Annotated in this window: 17 protein-coding genes; 10 read left to right on the top strand and 7 right to left on the bottom strand. The window is 72.2% G+C overall.

What is annotated here, in order from left to right:
* Positions 1 to 26 precede the first annotated feature (26 nt).
* A complete protein-coding gene (locus tag Q9R28_RS10070; protein ID WP_066652428.1) occupies positions 27 to 1,055 on the bottom strand; it encodes a LacI family DNA-binding transcriptional regulator in 1,029 nt (342 codons plus the stop codon).
* A 158-nt stretch (positions 1,056 to 1,213) separates the two neighbouring features.
* Between Q9R28_RS10070 and Q9R28_RS10065 the strand changes: the two genes are divergently transcribed.
* From Q9R28_RS10065 to Q9R28_RS10045, 5 genes are all read left to right on the top strand, one after another.
* Complete coding sequence (locus tag Q9R28_RS10065; protein ID WP_066652430.1) at positions 1,214 to 2,512, top strand: ABC transporter substrate-binding protein; 1,299 nt, start codon at positions 1,214 to 1,216, stop codon at positions 2,510 to 2,512.
* Positions 2,513 to 2,514: 2 nt separating this feature from the next.
* Positions 2,515 to 3,534, top strand: coding sequence for a carbohydrate ABC transporter permease (locus Q9R28_RS10060; RefSeq protein ID WP_058728968.1), 1,020 nt, complete (start codon positions 2,515 to 2,517; stop codon positions 3,532 to 3,534).
* Positions 3,534 to 4,427, top strand: coding sequence for a carbohydrate ABC transporter permease (locus Q9R28_RS10055; protein WP_066652437.1), 894 nt, complete (start codon positions 3,534 to 3,536; stop codon positions 4,425 to 4,427). The genes Q9R28_RS10060 and Q9R28_RS10055 overlap by 1 nt, the downstream gene beginning before the upstream one ends.
* Positions 4,428 to 4,609: 182 nt before the next feature.
* The gene (locus Q9R28_RS10050) at positions 4,610 to 6,982 is read left to right on the top strand and encodes a glycoside hydrolase family 3 N-terminal domain-containing protein (protein ID WP_311206002.1); all 2,373 of its coding nucleotides are present in this window, start codon (positions 4,610 to 4,612) and stop codon (positions 6,980 to 6,982) included.
* Positions 6,983 to 7,146: 164 nt separating this feature from the next.
* Positions 7,147 to 8,304, top strand: coding sequence for a SpoIIE family protein phosphatase (locus Q9R28_RS10045; RefSeq protein WP_311205997.1), 1,158 nt, complete (start codon positions 7,147 to 7,149; stop codon positions 8,302 to 8,304).
* Between the two features lie 21 nt (positions 8,305 to 8,325).
* On the opposite strand, the gene katG is transcribed toward Q9R28_RS10045, so the two are convergent.
* Together katG and Q9R28_RS10035 are read right to left on the bottom strand one after the other, a co-directional pair.
* A complete protein-coding gene (katG, locus tag Q9R28_RS10040) occupies positions 8,326 to 10,731 on the bottom strand; it encodes a catalase/peroxidase HPI (RefSeq protein WP_311205996.1) in 2,406 nt (801 codons plus the stop codon).
* 109 nt (positions 10,732 to 10,840) lie between these two features.
* Positions 10,841 to 11,305, bottom strand: coding sequence for a DUF2231 domain-containing protein (locus tag Q9R28_RS10035; RefSeq protein WP_311205995.1), 465 nt, complete (start codon positions 11,303 to 11,305; stop codon positions 10,841 to 10,843).
* A 490-nt stretch (positions 11,306 to 11,795) separates the two neighbouring features.
* Here Q9R28_RS10035 and Q9R28_RS10030 point away from each other — a divergent pair, with 490 nt between their 5' ends.
* Together Q9R28_RS10030 and Q9R28_RS10025 are read left to right on the top strand one after the other, a co-directional pair.
* Positions 11,796 to 11,969: a hypothetical protein gene (locus Q9R28_RS10030; protein WP_200884131.1), complete on the top strand. Its 174-nt coding sequence runs from the start codon at positions 11,796 to 11,798 to the stop codon at positions 11,967 to 11,969.
* A gap of 118 nt (positions 11,970 to 12,087) precedes the next feature.
* Entirely contained in the window at positions 12,088 to 12,660 is a 573-nt protein-coding gene (locus Q9R28_RS10025; RefSeq protein WP_271826206.1) for a TetR family transcriptional regulator, read from the top strand.
* Here the strand turns inward: Q9R28_RS10025 and Q9R28_RS10020 are convergent.
* The 4 genes from Q9R28_RS10020 to xylA all read right to left on the bottom strand — a co-directional run bounded on the left by Q9R28_RS10020 (position 12,618) and on the right by xylA (position 17,597).
* On the bottom strand, positions 12,618 to 13,625 hold the full coding sequence (locus Q9R28_RS10020) for a helix-turn-helix domain-containing protein (protein ID WP_209683830.1): 1,008 nt from the start codon (positions 13,623 to 13,625) through the stop codon (positions 12,618 to 12,620). The two genes, Q9R28_RS10025 and Q9R28_RS10020, sit on opposite strands and share 43 nt — an antisense overlap.
* A gap of 176 nt (positions 13,626 to 13,801) precedes the next feature.
* Positions 13,802 to 14,791 carry an acetylxylan esterase gene (locus Q9R28_RS10015; RefSeq protein WP_311205994.1) on the bottom strand — a complete coding sequence of 330 codons (990 nt, stop codon included), beginning with the start codon at positions 14,789 to 14,791 and terminating at the stop codon, positions 13,802 to 13,804.
* A gap of 114 nt (positions 14,792 to 14,905) precedes the next feature.
* Positions 14,906 to 16,411 (bottom strand): FGGY family carbohydrate kinase, encoded by a 1,506-nt coding sequence (locus tag Q9R28_RS10010; protein ID WP_311205993.1) that lies wholly within the window; start codon positions 16,409 to 16,411, stop codon positions 14,906 to 14,908.
* Positions 16,404 to 17,597, bottom strand: a complete 1,194-nt coding sequence (xylA, locus tag Q9R28_RS10005; protein WP_311205992.1) for a xylose isomerase — start codon at positions 17,595 to 17,597, stop codon at positions 16,404 to 16,406. Before xylA ends, Q9R28_RS10010 begins: the two co-directional genes overlap by 8 nt.
* Positions 17,598 to 17,694: 97 nt before the next feature.
* On the opposite strand from xylA, the gene Q9R28_RS10000 reads away from it, so the two are divergent.
* From Q9R28_RS10000 to Q9R28_RS09990, 3 genes are read left to right on the top strand one after another with little or no spacing between them, the layout of a single operon-like run.
* Positions 17,695 to 18,888: a Gfo/Idh/MocA family oxidoreductase gene (locus tag Q9R28_RS10000; protein WP_311205991.1), complete on the top strand. Its 1,194-nt coding sequence runs from the start codon at positions 17,695 to 17,697 to the stop codon at positions 18,886 to 18,888.
* Positions 18,888 to 19,589, top strand: coding sequence for a ThuA domain-containing protein (locus Q9R28_RS09995; RefSeq protein ID WP_311205990.1), 702 nt, complete (start codon positions 18,888 to 18,890; stop codon positions 19,587 to 19,589). Before Q9R28_RS10000 ends, Q9R28_RS09995 begins: the two co-directional genes overlap by 1 nt.
* The gene (locus Q9R28_RS09990) at positions 19,574 to 20,671 is read left to right on the top strand and encodes a Gfo/Idh/MocA family protein (protein ID WP_251155295.1); all 1,098 of its coding nucleotides are present in this window, start codon (positions 19,574 to 19,576) and stop codon (positions 20,669 to 20,671) included. The genes Q9R28_RS09995 and Q9R28_RS09990 overlap by 16 nt, the downstream gene beginning before the upstream one ends.
* Position 20,672 lies beyond the last annotated feature (1 nt).

The following is a 20,672-nucleotide window of genomic DNA, read 5'->3' as shown; positions in this document are numbered from 1 at the left end:
CAGGCGCCGCGCAGCGGCCGCGCGCCTCAGGCGTGCGCCGGCGCCGTGCTGCTCCGGACGCGCAGCGTCGAGCGCAGGCGCACGTGGTCGCTCGTGGGCTCGCCGCGGAGCATGGCGAGGAGCATCGCGACCGCGCTCGCGCCGAGTTCGGCGAGCGGCTGGGCCACGGTGGTGAGCGGCGGCGTCGTGGTCGACGCCTGCGGGACGTCGTCGAACCCGACGACCGACAGGTCCTCGGGCACGCGCAGCCCGAGCGACGCTGCGGCGTGCAGCACGCCGATGGCCGACGAGTCGTTCGCGGCGAACACCGCCGTCGGCCGGTCGGGCAGCGTGAGGAGCTCGTGAGCAACGGCTGCCGAGCGCTCCTCCTGGTAGTCACCGGCGCGCACGAGTCGCTCGTCGACCGCGATGCCGGCGGCGGCGAGGGCGTCCCGGTAGCCGGTCTCGCGGAGCTGCGACGACGCCAGGTCACTGCGCCCCTGGACGTGGGCGATGCGGGTGTGCCCGAGCTCGAGCAGGTGGTCCACGGCGTCCCGGGCCCCGGCGACGTTGTCGGTGTCGACGGTCGCGTGGCCCTCCGGCCCGGTGTGCGGGTCGATCGCGACGACGGGGATGGACGCTCCCGACAGGGCGGCGGAGGGGGTCACGACGATGGCGCCGTCGATGAGCGTTCCGGACAGGCGTGAGAGCGAGCGGCGTTCCCACCCGGGCTGCCCCGTGCCGGCCTCGAGTCCGGCGTAGGCGAGCAGCTCGTAGCCGGTCCCCGTGGTCGCCGCCGAGACGCCGCGCAGGAGCTCGGTCGAGAACGGCTCGAACTCGGGGACCAGGATGCCGATGACGTTGGTGCGGGAGCTCCGCAGGCTGCGCGCGACGAGGGACGTCTCGTAGCCCAGGCGCTCGACCACCTCCTGGACACGGAGCATGGTCGCGGGCGCCACGCCGTCGCGGTTGTTGACCACCTTCGACACGGTCGGGATCGAGACGCCGGCGGCACGCGCGACGTCCGCGATCGTGACCCGCCCCGGTCCGGGCGTGTGGTCGACGGCGGTCTGCATGTGCTCACCGTACCGCCGCCACAGCGTTCCGCCAGCGGGCACATCACGGTTAGAAAACGTTATCGATAACGATTGACAAGCCCGTGGAGCAGCTGGCACGCTCTCCGCAGCGGCATCGACTGCCGCGAACGTCAACGACGACACCGAGGAGTTCCACGATGACGAGGAAGATCCGTGCCGCGGCAGCCATCGCGCTGGTCGGGGCCACCGCTCTCACGCTGGCGGGTTGTTCCGCCGGCGGCAGCGACCCGTCGGAGGACGGCGGCAAGGTCACGATGACCTTCTGGCACAACTCGACCACCGGTCCGGGCAAGGCCTACTGGGACAGCACCGTCAAGGCGTTCGAGGAGAAGTACCCGAACGTCACCATCAAGACCCAGGCGATCCAGAACGAGGACCTGGACGGCAAGCTCCAGACCGCGCTCAACTCCGGTGACGGCCCGGACGTCTTCCTGCAGCGCGGCGGCGGCAAGATGGACGCGATGATCGCGGCCGGTCAGCTCATGGACATCTCCGACTCGATCAGCGACGACGCGAAGCAGTCGATCAGCAAGGGCACCTTCGCCGGCTACGAGAAGGACGGGAAGACCTACGCCATGCCGGGCGCCGTGCTCCCCGAGGGCATCTGGTACTCGAAGGACCTGTTCGAGCAGGCCGGCATCGACGGCACCCCGACCACGATGGACGAGCTGAACGAGGACATCGCCAAGCTCAAGGCCAAGGACATCGACCCGGTGGCCGTCGGCGCGAAGGACGCCTGGCCCGCCGCGCACTGGTACTACAACTTCGCGCTCCGCGAGTGCAGCGAGAAGACGCTGAACGACGCGGCGAAGACGCTCGAGTTCGACGACGCGTGCTGGACCAAGGCCGGCCAGCAGCTCGAGGACTTCAACGCGACGAAGCCCTTCAACCAGGGCTTCCTCACCACCGCCGCGCAGCAGGGCGCCGGCAGCTCGGCCGGACTCCTGGCGAACCACAAGGCCGCGATGGAGCTCATGGGCGCCTGGGACCCGGGCGTGATCGCCTCGCTGACCCCCGACGCGAAGCCGCTCGGTGACCTCGGGTGGTTCCCGTTCCCCGCGGTGGACGGCGGCAAGGGTGACCCGAAGTCGATGATGGGTGGTGTCGACGGCAACTCCTGCTCGGCACAGGCCCCGAAGAAGGCCTGCACGGACTTCCTCAACTTCATCGTGCAGAAGGACAACCAGGAGGCGTACTACAAGGCCTTCAACGCGATCCCCGTCAACAAGGACGCGCAGTCCGTCGTGTCCGAGCCCTACCTGAAGACGGCCCTCGCCGCCTACCAGGAGGCCCCGTTCGTCTCGCAGTACCTCGACACCCTGTACGGCCAGAACGTCGGCAACGCGCTGAACACCAGCGTCGTCGACCTGCTCGCCGGCAAGGGCAGCGCGAAGGACATCGTCGAGACCACCAACCAGGCCGCGGCCAAGGGCTGATCATGGCGCTCGACACCTCCCTCGGCACGACCCCGGCGAAGGCGTCGGGCACGGCTCCCGGGACGTCCCCGGCGGGGAGCGGTTCGCCGCTCCCCGCCCGGCGGACCGCCCAGCGCGTCGCCGACTGGCGCAAGCGCGTCGAGATCGCGGTCCTCGCCGGACCCGCGGTCATCGTCTTCGTGACGTTCGTCATCCTGCCGGTGGCGCTCGCCGCGTACTACGGCTTCTACAAGTGGCAGGGCTACGGCCCGCCGACGAACTTCGTCGGGCTGCAGAACTACCTGATCATCTTCCAGGACAAGGCGTTCCAGTCGGTCCTGCTGCACAACGGCTTCATCGTCGTGATGTCGCTCGTGCTCCAGGGCCCGATCGCCATCGTCCTCGCCCTGCTGCTCAACCAGAAGATGCGCGGCCGCGGACTCGTCCGCGTGCTCGTCTTCGTGCCCTACGTGATCTCCGAGGTCATCGTCGGCACCGGCTGGAGCCTCATGCTGCAGTCGAACGGCGCCGTGAACGACCTGATGCAGGGCATCGGACTCGGCGGACTCCGTCAGGACTGGCTGTCCAACCCGGACATCGCCATCTGGAGCCTCCTCGCGATCATCTCGTGGAAGTACATCGGCTTCGCGGTGATCCTGTTCCTGGCCGGTCTGCAGAGCATCCCCGAGGAGCTCTTCGAGGCCGCGGCGATCGACGGTGCGAGCTACTGGCAGATCCAGCGCCGCATCACCCTGCCGCTGCTCGGCCCCACCATCCGCATCTGGGCGTTCCTGTCGATCATCGGCTCGCTCCAGCTGTTCGACCTCGTCTACATCATCTGGGGCCAGTACATCTCGTCGACCGCAGGGACCTCGACCATGGCGACGTACATGGTCGCGAACGGCCGGACCTCGGGCAACTACGGCTTCGGCAGTGCCGTCGCGGTGGTCATGTTCCTGATCTCGCTCGCCGTCGCCCTGGTCTACCAGCACTTCGTGCTCCGTCGGGACACCGCCGGCGCCATCACCGAGAGGAAGCACTGATGGCCGTCACCAGCGCCACCACCAACCTCGTCGCCCCCGGCCGCCGCGGTGCCCGGGCACGGAAGTCCGGCGCAGCACTCGGCCAGGCGAGCCCACTGACCTACGTCGTCGCGATCCTGTTCGTCGCCGCGAACCTCGCCCCGGTGCTCTACATCGTGCTGGGCGGGTTCCGGACGAACTCGCAGATCACGACGAGCCCGGCCGGTCTGCCGGCACCGTTCCAGTTCGGCAACTACGGATCGGTCCTGTCGAGCGGGATCTTCTGGCAGCAGCTCGGCAACTCGACGATCAGCGCGGTCACCACGACGCTCGGCGTCGTCGTGCTCGGGCTCATGGTCAGCTTCGTGCTCGCCCGCTACTCCTTCCGGGGTCGCGGTGCGGTGTACGCGCTGTTCGCCGCGGGCCTGATGTTCCCGATCACGGTCGCGATCACACCGCTCTACCTGCTCGTCAAGGACCTCGGTCTCACGAACAGCCTGGCGGGCGTGATCCTGCCGCAGATCGCCTTCGCCCTGCCGACGACCGTCATCATCCTGGTGCCGTTCCTGCGGGCGATCCCGGACGAGCTCGAGGAGGCCGCCTCGATCGACGGGGCCAGCCGCCTCGGCTTCTTCTTCCGGATGATCGTCCCGCTGTCCCTGCCCGGTGTGGTGACCGTCGGCATCCTGGCGTTCATCGGCAGCTGGAACAGCTACATCCTGCCGCTGTTCATCCTCAACAACGAGGCCGCCTACACGCTGCCGCTCGGCGTCCAGGCGTTCTCGTCGCAGTACTCCGTCGACACGGCGAAGGTGCTCGCCTTCACGTCGATGTCGATGATCCCCGCGCTGGTGTTCTTCACGATCTTCCAGAAGCGCATCGTCGGCGGTCTGACCGGGGCGGTGAAGGGGTGACCACGCTCGACCACACGGTCACCACCGACGGCACCACCGACGGCCAGGCGGCACGCGGCACGTCCGCACCGCGGCCCGCCGCCACCCGTGACGGACGGGAGGGACGTGGCGACGCCGCCACGGGCCTCCCGTCCGACCCGGGGCACGTCACGGACGCGACCGCGTCCGACCGCGTCACCACGCTGCTGGCCGCGATGACCCTCGAGGAGAAGACCGCGCAGCTGGTCGGCTACTGGCTCGACCAGAACGGCGTCGTCGCCCCGATGCAGGGCGAGATGGCCGCGGCCCAGCAGGGCACGACGCTCACCGACGTCACCCGGCACGGCCTCGGCCAGTACACCCGCGTGTACGGCACCCGACCCGTCGAGCCCGACGAGCGCGCCGCCTGGCTGTGGGCGGAGCAGCGTCGGCTGAAGCGCGAGACCCGCCTCGGCATCCCGGCGCTCGTGCACGAGGAGTGCCTGACCGGACTCGCGGCGTGGAAGGCCGCGACGTTCCCGACACCGCTGGCGTGGGGTGCGTCGTTCGACCCGGAGCTCGTCGAGCACGTCGGCGCCGTGATCGGCCGCTCGATGCGCGAGCTCGGCGTCCACCAGGGCCTCGCGCCCGTGCTCGACGTCGTCCGCGACCCTCGCTGGGGACGGGTCGACGAGTGCATCGGCGAGGACCCGTACCTCGTCGGCACCGTCGGTACCGCGTACGTCCGCGGTGTGCAGAGCGCCGGCGTCGACGCCACGCTCAAGCACTTCCTCGGCTACTCGGCCTCGCGCGCCGGCCGCAACCACGCCCCGGTCCACGCCGGACCGCGCGAGGTCGCCGACGTGTTCCTGCCGCCGTTCGAGATGGCCCTCGTCGACGGCGGCGCCCGGAGCGTCATGAACTCGTACGCCGAGGTCGACGGCGTCCCCGTCGCCGCCGACCCCGCGCTGCTCACCGACCTGCTGCGCGACCGGCTCGGGTTCGACGGCACGGTCGTGGCCGACTACTTCTCCGTCGCGTTCCTCGAGGTCATGCACGGCGTCGCCCGTGACCGCGGCGAGGCCGCTGCGACGGCGCTCGCCGCCGGCATCGACGTCGAGCTGCCGACCGGTGACGCCTACCTGGCGCCGCTGGTCGAGCGGGTGCGCAGCGGACTCGTCGACGAGGCCCTCGTCGACCGCGCCGTGCTGCGCGTGCTCCGGCAGAAGGAGCGGCTCGGCCTGCTCGACCCGGACGTCTTCGAGGACGAACCGCCCACCGGTGTCGACCTCGACTCGCCGGAGCACCGGGTCCTCGCGCGGCGGCTCGCGGCGGAGTCGCTCGTGCTGCTCTCGAACGACGGCGTGCTGCCGCTCGACGGTGGCGCCGCATCCCCCGTCTCCCCGACCCCGGGCGCCGACCTGCAGGGCCCGGTCGCGGTGATCGGCCCGAACGCCCACCGCGCCGAGGCCCTGCAGGGCTGCTACTCCTTCGCCAACCACGTGCTGGCCACGCACACCGGGCTGGAGGCCGGTTTCGCGATCCCGACCGTGCTCGAGGCGATGCAGGACGCGCTCGGGTCCGACACGGTCCGGTACGCCCGCGGTGCCGAGGTCGAGGGTGAGGACCGCGCCGGGTTCGCCGAGGCGGTGGCGGTCGCGCGGGAGTCCTCGGTGGCGGTCGTCGTCGTCGGCGACCAGGCCGGCCTGTTCGGTCGTGGCACGGTCGGCGAGGGCAACGACTCCGAGTCGCTCGACCTGCCGGGCGTGCAGCGCGAGCTCGTCGAGGCCGTCGTCGCCACCGGAACGCCGACCGTCGTCGTGCTGCTGACCGGTCGTCCGTACGCGATCGGCTGGGCACTCGACGGCGACCAGCCGAAGCCCGCGGCGGTCGTCCAGGCGTTCTTCCCCGGCGAGGAGGGCGGCACCGCGATCGCCGACCTGCTCACCGGTGCCGCGGCACCGTCCGGCCGCCTGCCCGTCTCGCTGCCGCGGTCGGCCGGCGCGCAGCCGTACTCGTACCTGCACCCTCGTCTCGGCGGACCGTCCGACGTCACCGCGACGGACTCCACGCCGGTCCGACCGTTCGGCTACGGCCTGACCTGGACGTCCTTCGCGTACGAGGACCTGACGGTGGACGGGACCGCGTCCACGGACGGAGCGCTCACCGCGTCGGTCACCGTGCGGAACACCGGCGACCGGGACGGCGTCGAGGTCGTCCAGCTCTACGGGCACGACCCGCACGCGTCGATCACGCGCCCGGTCGCGCAGCTGCTCGGCTACGCCCGGGTCGCGGTCGCGGCGGGGGAGTGCGTCACGGTGCGGTTCGACGTGCCGGTGCAGCGGTTCGCCTTCACCGACCGCGCGATGCGGAAGGTGGTCGAGCCGGGGGACGTCGAGGTGTGGGTCGCGTCCGACGCGGCGGCGTCGCGGCCGGGAGGCCCGGTGGAGACGGGCGGGATCGTCGCGTCCGGGGACGGTCCGGTCCGGCACGAGTTCCCCCGGTCGGCGACGGACCGTGCGGTCGTGCGCCTGACCGGCGCCGTGCACGAGGTCACGCTGGCCGACCGGCGCACCGTGACCTGGACGACCGTCTGAGCTGCCGACGCCGCCGTGGAGTGTCCGGTTCAGGGCCTCCGCGGCGGCGTCCGCGTGCGTTCCGACGTCCGGCCGGTAGCGTGGAACGAGTCTTCCACGGGGAACGCGTCACGGTGCGCCACCACGCACCGCGGCCCCGGTGGACCAGGAGGAGGACGACACCCGTGAGCACCGACGACCAGGCACGCGTGCGCAGCGCGCTCGTGGCGGCACTCGACGTCGTCGACGCGCCACCGTCGGAGCGCTTCGAGCGCATCGTCCGGGTCGCGCGCGAGGTCTTCGACGTGCCGCTGTCGTACGTCAACGTGCTCGACGACGACCTGCTGCACACCCTCACCCCGAACGTGCCCGACGAGATCGTCTCCGGACCGGTCGGGTGGTCCTTCTGCCAGCTGACGGTGCAGCACACGGAGCCGACCGTCGTGCCGGACACCACGGCCGACCCCCGGACCGCCGACCTGCCGGGCGTGACACGGCGCGGCATCCGGTTCTACGCGGGCGTCCCGCTCACGATCGCGGGTGGGGAGCCCGTCGGGACGCTCTGCCTGATGGACACGCGACCGCGCGCCTTCTCACCCCAGGACACCGCTGCGCTCATCGACCTCGGACACTGGGCCGAGCGCGCGCTCGGGCAGGGGCTGCACCACGACCGCCTGCTCGAGGTCGCAGGCGCACTCGCGCCGAGCGCCGTCGCGCCCGACGGCTACCGGATCGCCGGCACCACGGTGCCCTACGGCGACCTCAGCGGCGACCTGCACGACTGGTCGGTCGTCGACGGCGACCTCGTGCTGACGCTCGCCGACGTCATGGGCAAGGAGCAGCCGGCCGCGCTCCTCGCGGCCGGGATCCGGGCCGCCCTCCGGCAGCACCGCACCGTCGCGCCCGTGGCCGCCGTCGCCGCCGTCGAACCCGCCCTCGCCGAGGACCTCGGACGCGCGAGCGCCTTCGCCACACTGTTCCACGCCCGGCTCGACCCTGCCAGCGGCGTGGTCGACGTGGTGGACGCGGGCCACGGGCTGGCGGTGCACGTGCCGGCGGCGGGGACGCCTCGGGTGCTCCGGTCCCACGGGCTGCCGCTGGGGTTGCACGCCGAGGGTGCACGGCGCAGGGCGTCGACCACGGTCCTGGAGCCCGGGGACGCCCTCGTCGTGGTGAGCGACGGGGCGCTCGACCTGGGTGACGGGACGATCGACACCCTGCTGGACCTCGCGCGGACCCTGCGCGCCGCGTCGAGCGTCGACGCCTTCCTCGAGACGGTGCGGCTGCGTGCGGCCGAGCGGGCCGAGGACGACGTGACGGTCGTCGTCCTCGGCCGGGCCTGACCGCGCGCAGCGGCCTCCGGCTCAGGCAGCCATCGGGCCGTACCGGCGGTGCCCCTTGACGTCGTAGCGGTCGAGCATCATCACCTTGTCCCAGGCGGCGACGAAGTCCCGCACGAACCGCTCCTGCCCGTCGCTGCCGGCGTAGACGTCGACGATCGAACGGAGCTGCGCGTTCGACCCGAACACCAGGTCGTTCCGCGAGGCCGTCCACCGCTCCTCGCCGGTGGCCTGCACGTTCCCGGTGAAGGTCGTCTCGGTGTCGTCGGTCTTCTTCCACACCAGGTCGGTGTCCGTGAGGTTGACGAAGAAGTCCGTCGTGAGCGCCCCGACGCGGTCGGTCAGGACGCCCGTCGACGAGCCGTCCCAGTTCGCGCCGAGCACCCGCAGCCCGCCGGTGAGCACCGTCCACTCCGGTGCCGTGAGCGTCATGAGGTTCGCACGGTCCAGGAACACCGCCTCCGGAGCGACGCCGGGGGCGAAGTCTGCGAAGCGCTCGGACACGTGGTTCCGGAACCCGTCGGCGATCGGCCGGAGCCACTCGAACATCTCGACGTCGGTCTGCTCCTGGGACGCGTCCACACGGCCGGGCGTGAACGGCACGGTGACCTCGACACCCGCGGCGCGTGCGGCGTCCTCCACCCCGACGCAGCCCGCGAGCACGACCAGGTCGGCGAGCGAGACGTGCTTCCCGTCCTGCTCGAAGGTGGCCTTGACGCTGCGGAGGGTCTCGACGACCGGGACCGTCCGCCGGTTGATCGGCCAGTCCTTCTGCGGGGCGAGCGCGATCCGCCCGCCGTTGGCACCGCCGCGCTTGTCACTGTCCCGGTAGGTCGACGCGGCGGAGTACGCGGTGACGACCAGGTCGGAGACCGAGGTGCCGGTCGACCGGATCGCCGCTCGGAGCGTCTCGGCGTCCGCGTCGCTCAGGGGCTCGCCGACCGGGTCGGGCAGCGGGTCCTGCCACAGCAGGTCGTCCGAGATCGTCGTCTCCGGACCGAGGTAGCGGTGCTTCGGCCCCATGTCGCGGTGCGTCAGCTTGTACCAGGCCTTCGAGAAGGCCGTGGTGAACAGGTCGAAGTCGGCGAGGAAGCGCTCGCACACCTCGCGGTAGGCCGGGTCGACCTTCAGCGCGATGTCCGAGGTCATCATCATGAGCGCGTGTGTCTCGCCGGGCACGTGGGCGTCCGGGGTGCGCGGGGCGTCGGGGTCCGCCGGGGTCCACTGCAGGGCGCCCGCCGGGCTCTTGGTCTGCTCCCACTCGTGGCCGAACAGGTTCTCCAGGTAGCTGTTGTCCCAGCGGGTCGGGTCCTGGGTCCAGCTGCCCTCGATGCCGTTCGTCATCGTGTCCTTGCCGTTGCCGGCACCCTTCGGGTTGTGCCACCCGAGCCCCATCGCCTCGATCGGCGCGATCTCCGGCGGCGGACCGATCTCGGCCGCGGGGACCTGGCCGTGGCTCTTGCCGAACGCGTGGCCACCGGCGATCAGGGCGACCGTCTCCTCGTCGTTCATGGCCATCCGGCTGAAGGTGATGCGGATGTCCCGCGCCGAGCCCATCGGGTCGCCGTTCGCGTACGGTCCCTCGGGGTTCACGTAGATGAGCGCCTGGTGCGAGGCAGCGAGCGGGCTCTGCAGGTCGTAGTCCGCGTCGCCGTTCTCGCCGTGCCACCGCTCGTCGCGCTGGACCATGTCGTCCTGGCTCTCGACGTGGTGCGGGTCCCGGACCTCCGGGCCCCACCAGGTGCCCTCGTCCGGCTCCCACGCGTCGAGTCGACCGCCGCCGAAGCCGTACGTCGGCAGACCCATGAGCTCGAGCGAGCAGTTCCCCGTGAGGACCATCAGGTCGGCCCACGAGAGCGCCTTGCCGTACTTGTGCTTGATCGGCTGGAGCAGACGACGCGACTTGTCGGTGTTCCCGTTGTCCCACCAGCTGCTGATCGGGGCGAAGCGCTGCATCGCGGTGCCCGCTCCGCCGCGACCGTCCGCGATCCGGTAGGTCCCCGCGGCGTGCCAGGCCATCCGGATCATCTGCGGGCCGTAGTTGCCGTAGTCCGCGGGCCACCAGTCGACCGAGGTCGTGAGCAGCTGCGTGATGTCGCGCTTGAGCTCGTCGAGGTCGATCGTCGCGAAGGCCGCCGCGTAGTCGAAGTCCGCACCGAGCGGGTCGGCGTCGACGCCGTTGCGGTGCAGCAGCTCGACACGGAGCCGCTGCGGGTACCAGCCCTCGAGCGACGACGGTGCCTGACCGAACGTGCCGCCCAGGTGGTCACCACCGGCGGGCAGGGACCCTGCCATGTGGAAGCTGCAGGTGTCGGTGCCGTCGGCGTCCCGGCCGTGGGAACCGTGGAAGGACGCGCCCTGCGGGGTCGCGGTGTCGTGCTGCCCGCTGTCGTCGGTGCCGTGCGTGCCGGTCGTGCTGTCGTTGCTCAACGCTGCTCCTGTTCGATGACTGTCCGCGGAACGCGTCGGACGCCCGTCACGCTCCGCCCCGAGGCTGTGAGGACGGCGGGAGCAGTGCGCATCCCGCCGGTGGGTCCGGTCAGCCCTTCCAGACGGACACGGCGCCGGCGTGACCGATCACGACGACCTCGACGAGCGAGCCGATGCCGGCGGCGACGAGCAGCACGGGGCCGACGATCCCCACCGCTCGTGCCAGCCCGGCGTCCGCGACCCGCAGGGCGGCGAAGCGGTGCCAGCCCCACCACAGCGTGAGCAGCACGAACACCGCGATCGACCACGGCAGCAGTCCGTCGGCGAGCTCGGTGTGCCGTTCGAGCAGCGCGGTCTCACGCTCGCGGTGCTCGAGCCACTCGCCGGACGAGGTCGCGAGCGGCACCGAGACCAGCGCCACCAGGGCGATGACCGGCGCGCCGACCGCGAGCCACCGTCGGGCTGAGGGCCAGGCCGCCGTCACGATCGCGGTGAGGGCCGCGACGGGCACCGAGACCGTGGTCAGGTGCACGAGGAGCGGGTGCAGGGGGATGCCGTCGAACTGCCAGTCCATCGTGGCCTTCCGGATCGCGCGTCGGTGGTTCCGACGACCTGCGATCAGCCAAGCGGACCGACCGGTACCGCGCTCGCCCGGCAGGCCGGTCGACGCACTCCGCGATCACTCGAGACCTCACACGGAGCGGCCGGAGCGCCACACCGGGACGACCCCGTCAGGGGCGGTGGTCGTACCGACCCGGCGGTGGGTCGAGTGGCAGCTGTCGCGGCGACTGGGCGCCGTTCCTCGCAGCGCCCACGGCCGTGACGGAGCGGGTCACGATGCTCACCGCGGTCGCGAACCACCCGCGCTTCCGCGGATGCTCGAACGCGTCGTCACCCCACGGTCGGTCGTCGTCCGAGTGCCCCATGCCGCCCCTCCCGGTGTCGGTGCTCGTGAGGCTACACGGCCGCGGACCGCACCGGGAGGTCCGGGATCCGACCTCGCTCCGGGAACCCCGGGGGAGCGTGGGTACCGTGACACTCCTCACACCGTGAAGGAGCACGCCATGTCGGACGCACACGACCCCCGCGACACCACCAACGACCCCGAGGGCACCGAGAAGGCCGACGGCCTCGGCGAGGACGGCACGATCCCCGCGCACCCCGAGGGGGTCGCCGCCGGCTTCGCCGGTGACGACTCGCACTTCAACCCCGAAGAGGACGACGAGACGGCGGAGTAGCCGACCCGAGCACGAGACGCACGGGAGGCCCGTGGCGACGCCGCCACGGGCCTCCCGTTGCGTCCCCGGTCGCCGCGTCGCCTGCGGGACCGGGCCGCGGATCGGTACCGTGTCGGGCATGGCCCGCTTCACACCCCCCGCTGCCGACGCGATGCGTGCGGCCCTGCTCGCCGCCGCCCGCGACGAGTTCGCTGCGCACGGGCTGGGCGGGGCGCGGATCGAGCGCCTCGCCGCCGACGCCGGGAGCAACAAGGCGCAGGTGTTCCACTACTTCGGGGGCAAGGACGGCCTGTTCGACGCGCTGCTGACGAGCGAGCTGACGGCCGTGCACGAGGCCGCGCCGCTCGACACGGCCGACCTGGCGGCGTGGGCCGGACGCCTGCACGACGTCCTGGTCGAGCGTCCCTGGGTGCAGCGTCTCGCCACCTGGCACCGGCTCGAGCGGCCGGAGACACCGATCGAGGCGCTCGCCGAGCAGTACGCCGACGCCGTCGCCGAGGTCGAGCGGGCACAGCGCGCCGGTGTGCTTCCGCGGCGCTTCCGCCCCGCGGTGCTCTACGGGCTGGTCGTCCAGCTCGCGGAGGTCTGGTCGACGCTCCGGCCCGAGGCGTCCGCTCCGGTCGCCGCGGTCGTGCCGCAGCGCCGCCGTCAGGTCGTCGTGGACGCCGTCGGAGCGCTGCTCGGCGACTGACCGGTGTCCCGTCGGGCCCTGCGGTGCAACGTGTCCGAGGGGCGCTCGCCGAAGGCGCCGGCGTAGGTCCCCGCGAACCGGCCGAGGTGTGCGAACCCCCACGCCTGCGCCACCTCGGAGACCGTGGTGGTGGTCGGGTCCCCGGCCTCGAGCGCGGCACGGACCCGGTGCAGTCGCACGTCGCGCAGGAACTGCATCGGGCTCGCGGCTCCGACGCGGTGGAACGCCGCCTGCAGCCCGCGGGCGCTGAGCCCGGTGGCGCGACAGACGTCGGCAGTGGTGAGCGGGCGGTGCGCGTTCGCGGCGATCCACTCCTGCGCGACCCGCACCGATCCCCGTCCTGCGGCCGTGACGCCGGACGCAGCGGTCACGTCGAACGCCCCGATGACGGCCTCGGCGACGCGACGGTGCTGCACCGAGCGGACGACGGGGTCGGCGCCCGGGTCCCACAGGGTCGTGGCGGCGCCCGCGATGGTCCGCCGCAGTGCGGGGAGCGCGTCCGGGTCGGCCTCCGCGCGCAGGTCCAGCGGACCGGGGAGGTCACCGCGGACCGCAGCCGAGACGGACTCGAGGAAGGCGCCGTCGAAGCGGATCACGTGCTGGACCGCGGGGGCGGCGTCGAAGGTGAACGGGCGTCCTGCCGGGTACATGACGGGGACGTTCGGCCGCATGGTGATCCGGTCACGGCGGTCGGTGTCGAGGACCATGCCCGGCCCGGTCGCCCACGCCAGGGTGTACTGGCGCCCCGGGTTGATCGTGCCCCAGCGGTGCGCCGCGACCGCTGACGTCGCGGTGGTCACCTGGTCGTCGCCGACCGCGCGGTACCGGTACGAGAACCCCTCGGAGACCGCCTGTCCGATGTTGATGTCGTGGCTGCTGTAGACGCCCTCGAACAGTTCCACGGCGTCGTCGACCGCTGCGCCGTGCTGTTCGGTGGCGGTGGGGGTGCGGAGATCGGTTCGCATGCGCGGACCAGTCTGCGCCTCCTCGCCGAGGACCAGTGGTGCAGTGCGCGTCGCGGTGTTCCGGTGTTCCGGTGTTCCGGTGTTCCGGTGTTCCGGTGTTCCGGTGTTCCGGTGTTCCGGTGTTCCGGTGTTAACTTTAACGTCGACAATCGGACCATTTTAAATTTTACGACTGATCAACCGAGGTGCCGAGCGAGGAACGCGGCCTGCCGCTCCCAGTGCCGGTGGCCGCCGCCCTCGTGGCCGTTGTAGGGGTAGACCTCGATGTGCTTGTCGGTCGACGCGAGCGCGTTGTACGCAGCGAAGGTCGTGCGCGGCGGGACCACGTCGTCCATGAGGGCGACCGAGAACAGCGCCGGGGCCGTGATGCCTGCGGCCAGGTTCACGCCGTCGAAGTACGCCGCGGTGTCCCACACGGTGTCGACCGCGTCCCGGTGCACGGCGAGGTACTGGGCGAGCTCGAGGTAGGGACCGCCGGTCGCGACGTCGGTGCCGTGCTCCCAGTCGGACAGGAACGCGACGTCGGGCAGCACGGCGACGAGCGGCGCGGTGTGTGCCTCGACCAGGGCGGCCGCCGCGATCGCGATGCCGCCGCCCTGGCTGCCGCCGGTCAGTGCGATGCGGTCCCGGTCGACGCCCGGCAGTGTCCGCACGACGTCGACGAGTCGGACGGCGTCCGTGTAGACCCGCCGGTAGTAGTGCTCGGCGGGCGAGGCGATGCCGCTCGCCATCCACCCGCCACCGTTCGGGCCGGACCCGTGCGGGTCGGGGGTGTCGCCGCCGGTTCCCCAGCCGCTGCCCTGCCCGCGGGTGTCCATCACGACGTGCACGTACCCGGCGAGCGCCCACGCGACCCGCTCGCCGGGCAGCCCGCGACCACCGCCGTAGCCGATGAACTCGACCACCGCGGGCAGGTCGCCCGTCGAGTCCGCCGGCCGCGAGACCCAGGCGCGGACGGGGTCGCCGCCGAAGCCCGGGAACGTCAGGTCCTGCACGTCGAGCGCCGTGACCGGCGTGGTGGCGGGGACGAGCACGGGCTCGGTCCCGGCGCCGGCCGCCCGCGCCTCGGCGACGGTGGCCGTCCAGAAGGCGTCGAGGTCGTCGGGCCGCCGCACGGTCGGGCGGTAGGCGCGCAGCTGGTCGAGGGGCAGGTCGGTGAGCGGCATGGGGTCCTCGCTGGTGGTGGGTCGTTCCGGGTGTCCCTGGTCGGAACGGGCGTACCTGGTCGGGAGTTCCGACCGGGTACGCCCGATTCCACCAGGTGGACGCGCCTCAGCGCATCAGCGCGCGGCGGCGCGGTACTGCTCGAGCACCTCGGGGTGCGGGTCCGCGGGCACCACCGTCGCGGCGACCTCCCACGACGGCAGGCTCCCGGTCAGCACCCACGCGGCCTGTCGAGCGGCACCCGAGGCGACGTACTCGCCCGGTTCCGGGATCGACACGTCGCGGCCGAACACCTGCGCGGCGACGGCCCGGACGGCCTCGTTCCGTGCGGCGCCGCCGATCAGCAGCAGCCGCGACACCTGCACGCCGGTGGCCACGACCGCGGCGAGGCCGTCGGCCAGGGCGCAGAGCATGCCCTCGACGGCGGCGCGGGCGAGGTGCGCCCGGTCGGTCGTCGCGGGCGTCATGCCCACGAGCGAGGCGGTGGCGTCCGGTCGGTTCGGGGTGCGCTCGCCGACGAAGTACGGCACGAGCACGAGCCCGTCCGCCCCTGCCGGCGCCTGCAGCGCCAGCTCGCCGAGCTCGCCGTGGTCGACGGAGAGGAGTCCGCCGATCACCTCGAGCACGCGGGCCGCGTTGAGCGTGGTGACGATCGGGAGGCGCGACCCGGTCCCGTCGGCGAAGCCCGCCACGGTCCCGCTCGGGTCCGTCACCTCGGTGTCGGTGACGCCGAAGACGGTCCCGCTGGTCCCGAGGGACACCGCGACGTCACCCGGGCCGAGCCCGAGGCCGAGCGCTGCCCCGGCGTTGTCGCCGAGCCCCGGGCCGACGACGAGACCGGCGCGGGCGACGGCGCCGCCCGGCAGCTCGACGTCGGACGCCAGCGTGCCCATCGCCTCGTCGGGCGCCACGACCCGCGGGACCACGACCGGGCCGTCGCCGTCGGCGTGCGCGTCGCCGTCGTGCGGTCCGGCAGCGACCCGTGAGGGACGCCCGAGCGCCTGCTCGAACAGCTCCGCGTCGTACTCCCGGCGCACCGGGTCCCAGTAGCCGGTGCCGCTGGCGTCCGAACCGTCGGTCGCCAGCGCGTCGAGGTCCGGCCCGAGCGGGCTCTCGTCGGCGGGGCCGTACCCGCGCAGTCGCCACGACAGCCAGTCGTGGGGGAGCGCGACGGCGGCGACGCGCGCCGCGTTGTCGGGCTCCGCGTCGCGGAGCCACCGCAGCTTGGTGCCGGTGAAGGATGCCACCGGGACCAGCCCCGTCCGGGCGACCCATGCCTCCCGGCCGAGCTCCTCGACCATCTGCGCGGCCGCGTCGGCGCTGCGGACGTCGTTCCACAGGAGTGCGTCGCGGACCACGTGACCGTCGGCGTCGAGCGCGACCATGCCGTGCTGCTGCCCGGCGATCGCGACGGCGGCGACGTCGTCGAACCCGCCGGCGTCCGCGATCGCGGTGCCGAGCGCGTCCCACCAGTGGCGGGGGTCGACGGAGGTGCCGTCCGGGTGGGACGCGCGCCCCTCCCGGACGACCGCACCGGTCGCCGCGTCACGGACCGTGACCTTGCAGGACTGGGTCGAGGAGTCGACCCCTGCGACCAGCCGACGCTCGACGACGTCAGCCACGAGCGCCCATGAGGTGCTCGATCGCGAGCTGCTGCAGGCGCACGAAGCCGAAGCCCTTGCCGCCGAAGTACGCGTCGGCGTCGAAGTCCTCGTAGGCCGAGCGGTCGGCGAGGAAGTCGTCGTACGACTCACCGCTGTTCAGCGTCGGCGTCGAGAGCTCGTCGACCTTCGCGGCGGACAGGGCCTCCTGCACCTCGGGGTCGGCGCGGAACGCCTGGGCGCGCTCCTTGAGGAGCAGGTACATGCGCATGTTCGCCTGCGCCGAGTCCCAGACGCCGGTGATGTCCTCGGTGCGGCTCGGCTTGTAGTCGAAGTGGCGGGGGCCGTCGTACGCCTGGCCGCCCTGCGGGGCACCGTGCTCGAGCAGGTCGACGAGCGAGAAGGCGTTCTGCAGGTCGCCGTGGCCGAACACCAGGTCCTGGTCGTACTTGATGCCGCGCTGCCCGTTGAGGTCGATGTGGAAGAGCTTGCCCTGGTAGAGCGCCTGGGCGATGCCGGCCGTGAAGTTCAGGCCCGCCATCTGCTCGTGGCCGACCTCGGGGTTGATGCCGAAGAGCTCCGGACGCTCGAGCGTCTCGGTGAAGGCGATCGCGTGACCGAGGGTCGGCAGCAGGATGTCGCCACGGGGCTCGTTCGGCTTCGGCTCGATGGCGAAGCGGATGTCGTAGCCCTTGTCGGTGACGTACTGGGCGAGCAGGTTCACGGCCTCGCGGTAGCGCTCGAGGGCGGCCTGCACGTCCTTGGCGGAGTCGTACTCCGAGCCCTCGCGGCCACCCCACATGACGAACGTCTTCGCGCCGAGCTCGGCGGCGAGGTCGATGTTGCGGAGCACCTTGCGGAGCGCGAAGCGGCGCACGGCGCGGTCGTTCGAGGTGAACCCGCCGTCCTTGAAGACCGGCGCCGAGAACAGGTTCGTCGTGACCATCGGCACGATGATGCCCGTGGAGTCGAGCGCACCCTTGAGCCGGTCGATCTGCGCCTGGCGCTCGGCGTCGGTCGAGCCGAACGCGAACAGGTCGTCGTCGTGGAAGGTCAGGCCGTAGGCGCCGATCTCGTCGAGCTTCTCGACCGCCTCGACCACGTCCAGCGCGGGACGGGTGGGGCCGCCGAACGGGTCGGACCCGTTGTAGCCGATGGTCCAGAGACCGAAGGAGAACTTGTCGTCGCGGGTGGGCGTCGTTGCCATGGTGGATCACCGTTCGTCGTCGAAACAAAATGTTGCCGCGCCCAACATAAGCGTTAGGGTGGATCCTGGCAACACCGGATCGCAAAGGAGCGAGTGGATGGCACAGGACGGACACGGACCGGGACGACTGCGCGTCGCCATGGTCGGGCACGGCTTCATGGGAGCGGCGCACTCCCAGGCGTGGCGGACCGCACCGCGGTTCTTCGACCTCGGCGTCGAGCCCGAGATGGCCGTGGTGGTCGGCCGTGACGCCGAGCGCACCGAGGCAGCGCGCGTGCAGTACGGGTGGCAGGCCGCGTCGACGGACTGGCGGCAGGTGGTGGCGGACCCCGACATCGACCTCGTCGACATCGTCTCGCCCGGTTCCTCGCACGTCGAGGTCGCGATCGCCGCCCTCGAGGCCGGCAAGCACGTCCTCTGCGAGAAGCCCCTCGCCAACACGGTCGAGGAGGCCGAGGCGATGACCGCCGCTGCGGAGGCCGCCGCCGAGCGCGGCGTCCGCGCGATGGTCGGCTTCAGCTACCGCCGCGTCCCTGCGATCGCGTTCGCCCGGCAGCTGGTGGCGGACGGGAGGATCGGCACGGTCCGCCAGGTCCGCGCGCTCTACCTGCAGGACTGGTTGTCCGACGAGGACGGCCCGATGACGTGGCGCCTCGACAAGGCGCTCGCCGGCTCGGGCTCGCTCGGCGACATCGGTGCGCACGCGATCGACCTCGTCGAGCACGTCACGGGCGCACACCTGTCGACCGTGTCCGGCACGCTCGAGACCTTCGTGCACGAACGTCCGCTGATGGCCGAGGGGGTCGGGCTCTCCGGCACCGCGTCGAGCGAGCGCGGACAGGTCACCGTCGACGACGCCGCGTTCTTCCTCGGTCGGCTCACCGGCGGCGCTGCCGACGGTGCGATCGGCACCTTCGAGGCCACGCGCTACGCGACCGGGCGGAAGAACGGCCTGACGCTCGAGGTCAGCGGGTCCGAGGGCGCGATCCAGTTCGACCTCGAGTCCATGAACGAGCTGCGCCTGTACGAGTCGTCGGCGCCCGCGGGGGAGCAGGGCTTCCGTCGCGTCCTCGTCACCGAGCCGGAGCACGAGTACATGGCCGCGTGGTGGCCGACCGGGCACCTCATCGGCTACGAGCACACCTTCAGCCACCAGGTCGCCGACCTCGTGCGGGCGATCGTCGCGGGCACCGACCCCTCGCCGTCGTTCGCCGACGGCCTGCACGTGCAGCGCGTCCTCGACGCGGTCGAGCGCAGCGCGTCCGACGGCAGCGCCTGGACGGCGATCTGATGGCCGACACGACGAAGCGAGCGCTGGTCGTCCGTGGCGGGTGGGACGGGCACATGCCCGTCGAGACCACCGACCTGTTCGTCCCCTTCCTGCGCGACAACGGCTTCGACGTCCGCGTGTCGGACTCGACGGCCGTGTACGCCGACGAGTCCGTGATGGCGGACGTCGACCTGATCGTCCAGGTCGTCACGATGTCGACGATCGCCGACGACGAGTTCGCGGGACTGCAGCAGGCGGTGCTCGGCGGCGCCGGGCTCGCCGGGTGGCACGGCGGGATCGCGGACGCCTTCCGGAACACCGCCGACTACCTGCACATGGTCGGCGGGCAGTTCGCGCACCACGCGGGCAAGCACCCGTCCGAGCGCACCGGCGAGCAGTCCGACAACTACATCCCGTACACGGTGCACATCACCGAGGCCGGGCACGAGCACCCGATCACGCAGGGCATCGAGGACTTCGACCTCGTGACCGAGCAGTACTGGGTGCTCTCCGACGAGTACAACGACGTGCTGGCGACGACGACGCAGGAGGCCCGGGACTTCGACGCCTGGAACCGTCCGGTCACCGCGCCGGCGATCTGGACCCGGCAGTGGGGGCAGGGACGCGTGTTCGTCTCGGCACCCGGGCACCGGCTCGAGGTCGTCGAGTCGCAGCCGCTCCGCACGATCATCGAGAGGGGACTCCTGTGGGCAGCCCGATGAAGGTCGGTGTCGTCGGGGTCGGCGTCATCAGCCAGCAGTACTTCGAGCACTTCCCGGCACTGCCCGGGCTCGAGCTCACCGCCGTCGCGGACATCGACGTGGCCCGGGCACGGTCGGTGGGCGAGACGCAGGGCGTCCGCGGTTCCTCGGTCGACGAGCTGATCGCCGCGGACGACGTCGACGTCGTGCTCAACCTGACGATCCCGGCGGCCCACGCCGAGATCGCCACGCGGGCGCTCGAGGCCGGCAAGCACGTGTACGGCGAGAAGCCGCTGGCGATGTCGACGGCCGAGGCGCGCCCCGTGCTCGACCTCGCCCGTCGCTCGGGCCTGCGGGTGGGCAGCGCGCCGGACACCGTGCTCGGCACCGGGATCCAGACGGCGCGGCAGGCGCTCGACAGCGGCGCGATCGGCACCCCGGTCGGCGCCGCCGTGTCGTGGTCGGCGCCCGGGCACGAGCTCTGGCACCCGGCGCCGGCGTTCTACTACCAGCCCGGCGGCGGCCCGCTGCTCGACATGGGGCCGTACTACCTGACGAGCCTCGTGTCGTTCTTCGGCCCGGTCGTCCGGGTCAGCGGAGCCTCGACCCGGTCGGACCGCGAGCGCACCATCGCGACCGGCCCCGCGGCCGGCACCCCGCTCCGGGTCGACATCGACACGCACGTTGTCGCCGTCCTCGAGCACGCGGACGGCGTCGTCTCGACCGTCACGGTGTCGTTCGAGGTCTGGGCCACCAGGGCGCCGCTGTTCGAGGTGTTCGGCACCGCGGGCACCCTCGGCGTCCCCGACCCGAACCGGTTCTCCGACACCGTGTCGATCGCCGACGCCGCCACCCGCGAGTGGCGGGACCTGCCGACGAGCGCCGGGTACGCCGACGCCGGACGCGGCTACGGCCTGGCCGACATGGCGCACGCGATCGCGACGGATCGCCCGCACCGCGCGTCCGGCGACCTCGCGTTCCACGTGCTCGAGGTGATGGAGGCGGTCTCCACCGCGGCCCGCGAGCACACCGTGGTCGAGGTCCGGTCGCGCGTCGACCGCCCCGACACCGTGCCGGCCGGTGCCACCCCCGGGTCCTGGTGAG

It is taken from the genome of Curtobacterium sp. BRD11 (assembly GCF_031844345.1).
GTDB lineage: Bacteria > Actinomycetota > Actinomycetes > Actinomycetales > Microbacteriaceae > Curtobacterium.
This window is presented reverse-complemented; position numbering and strand designations above follow the sequence as displayed.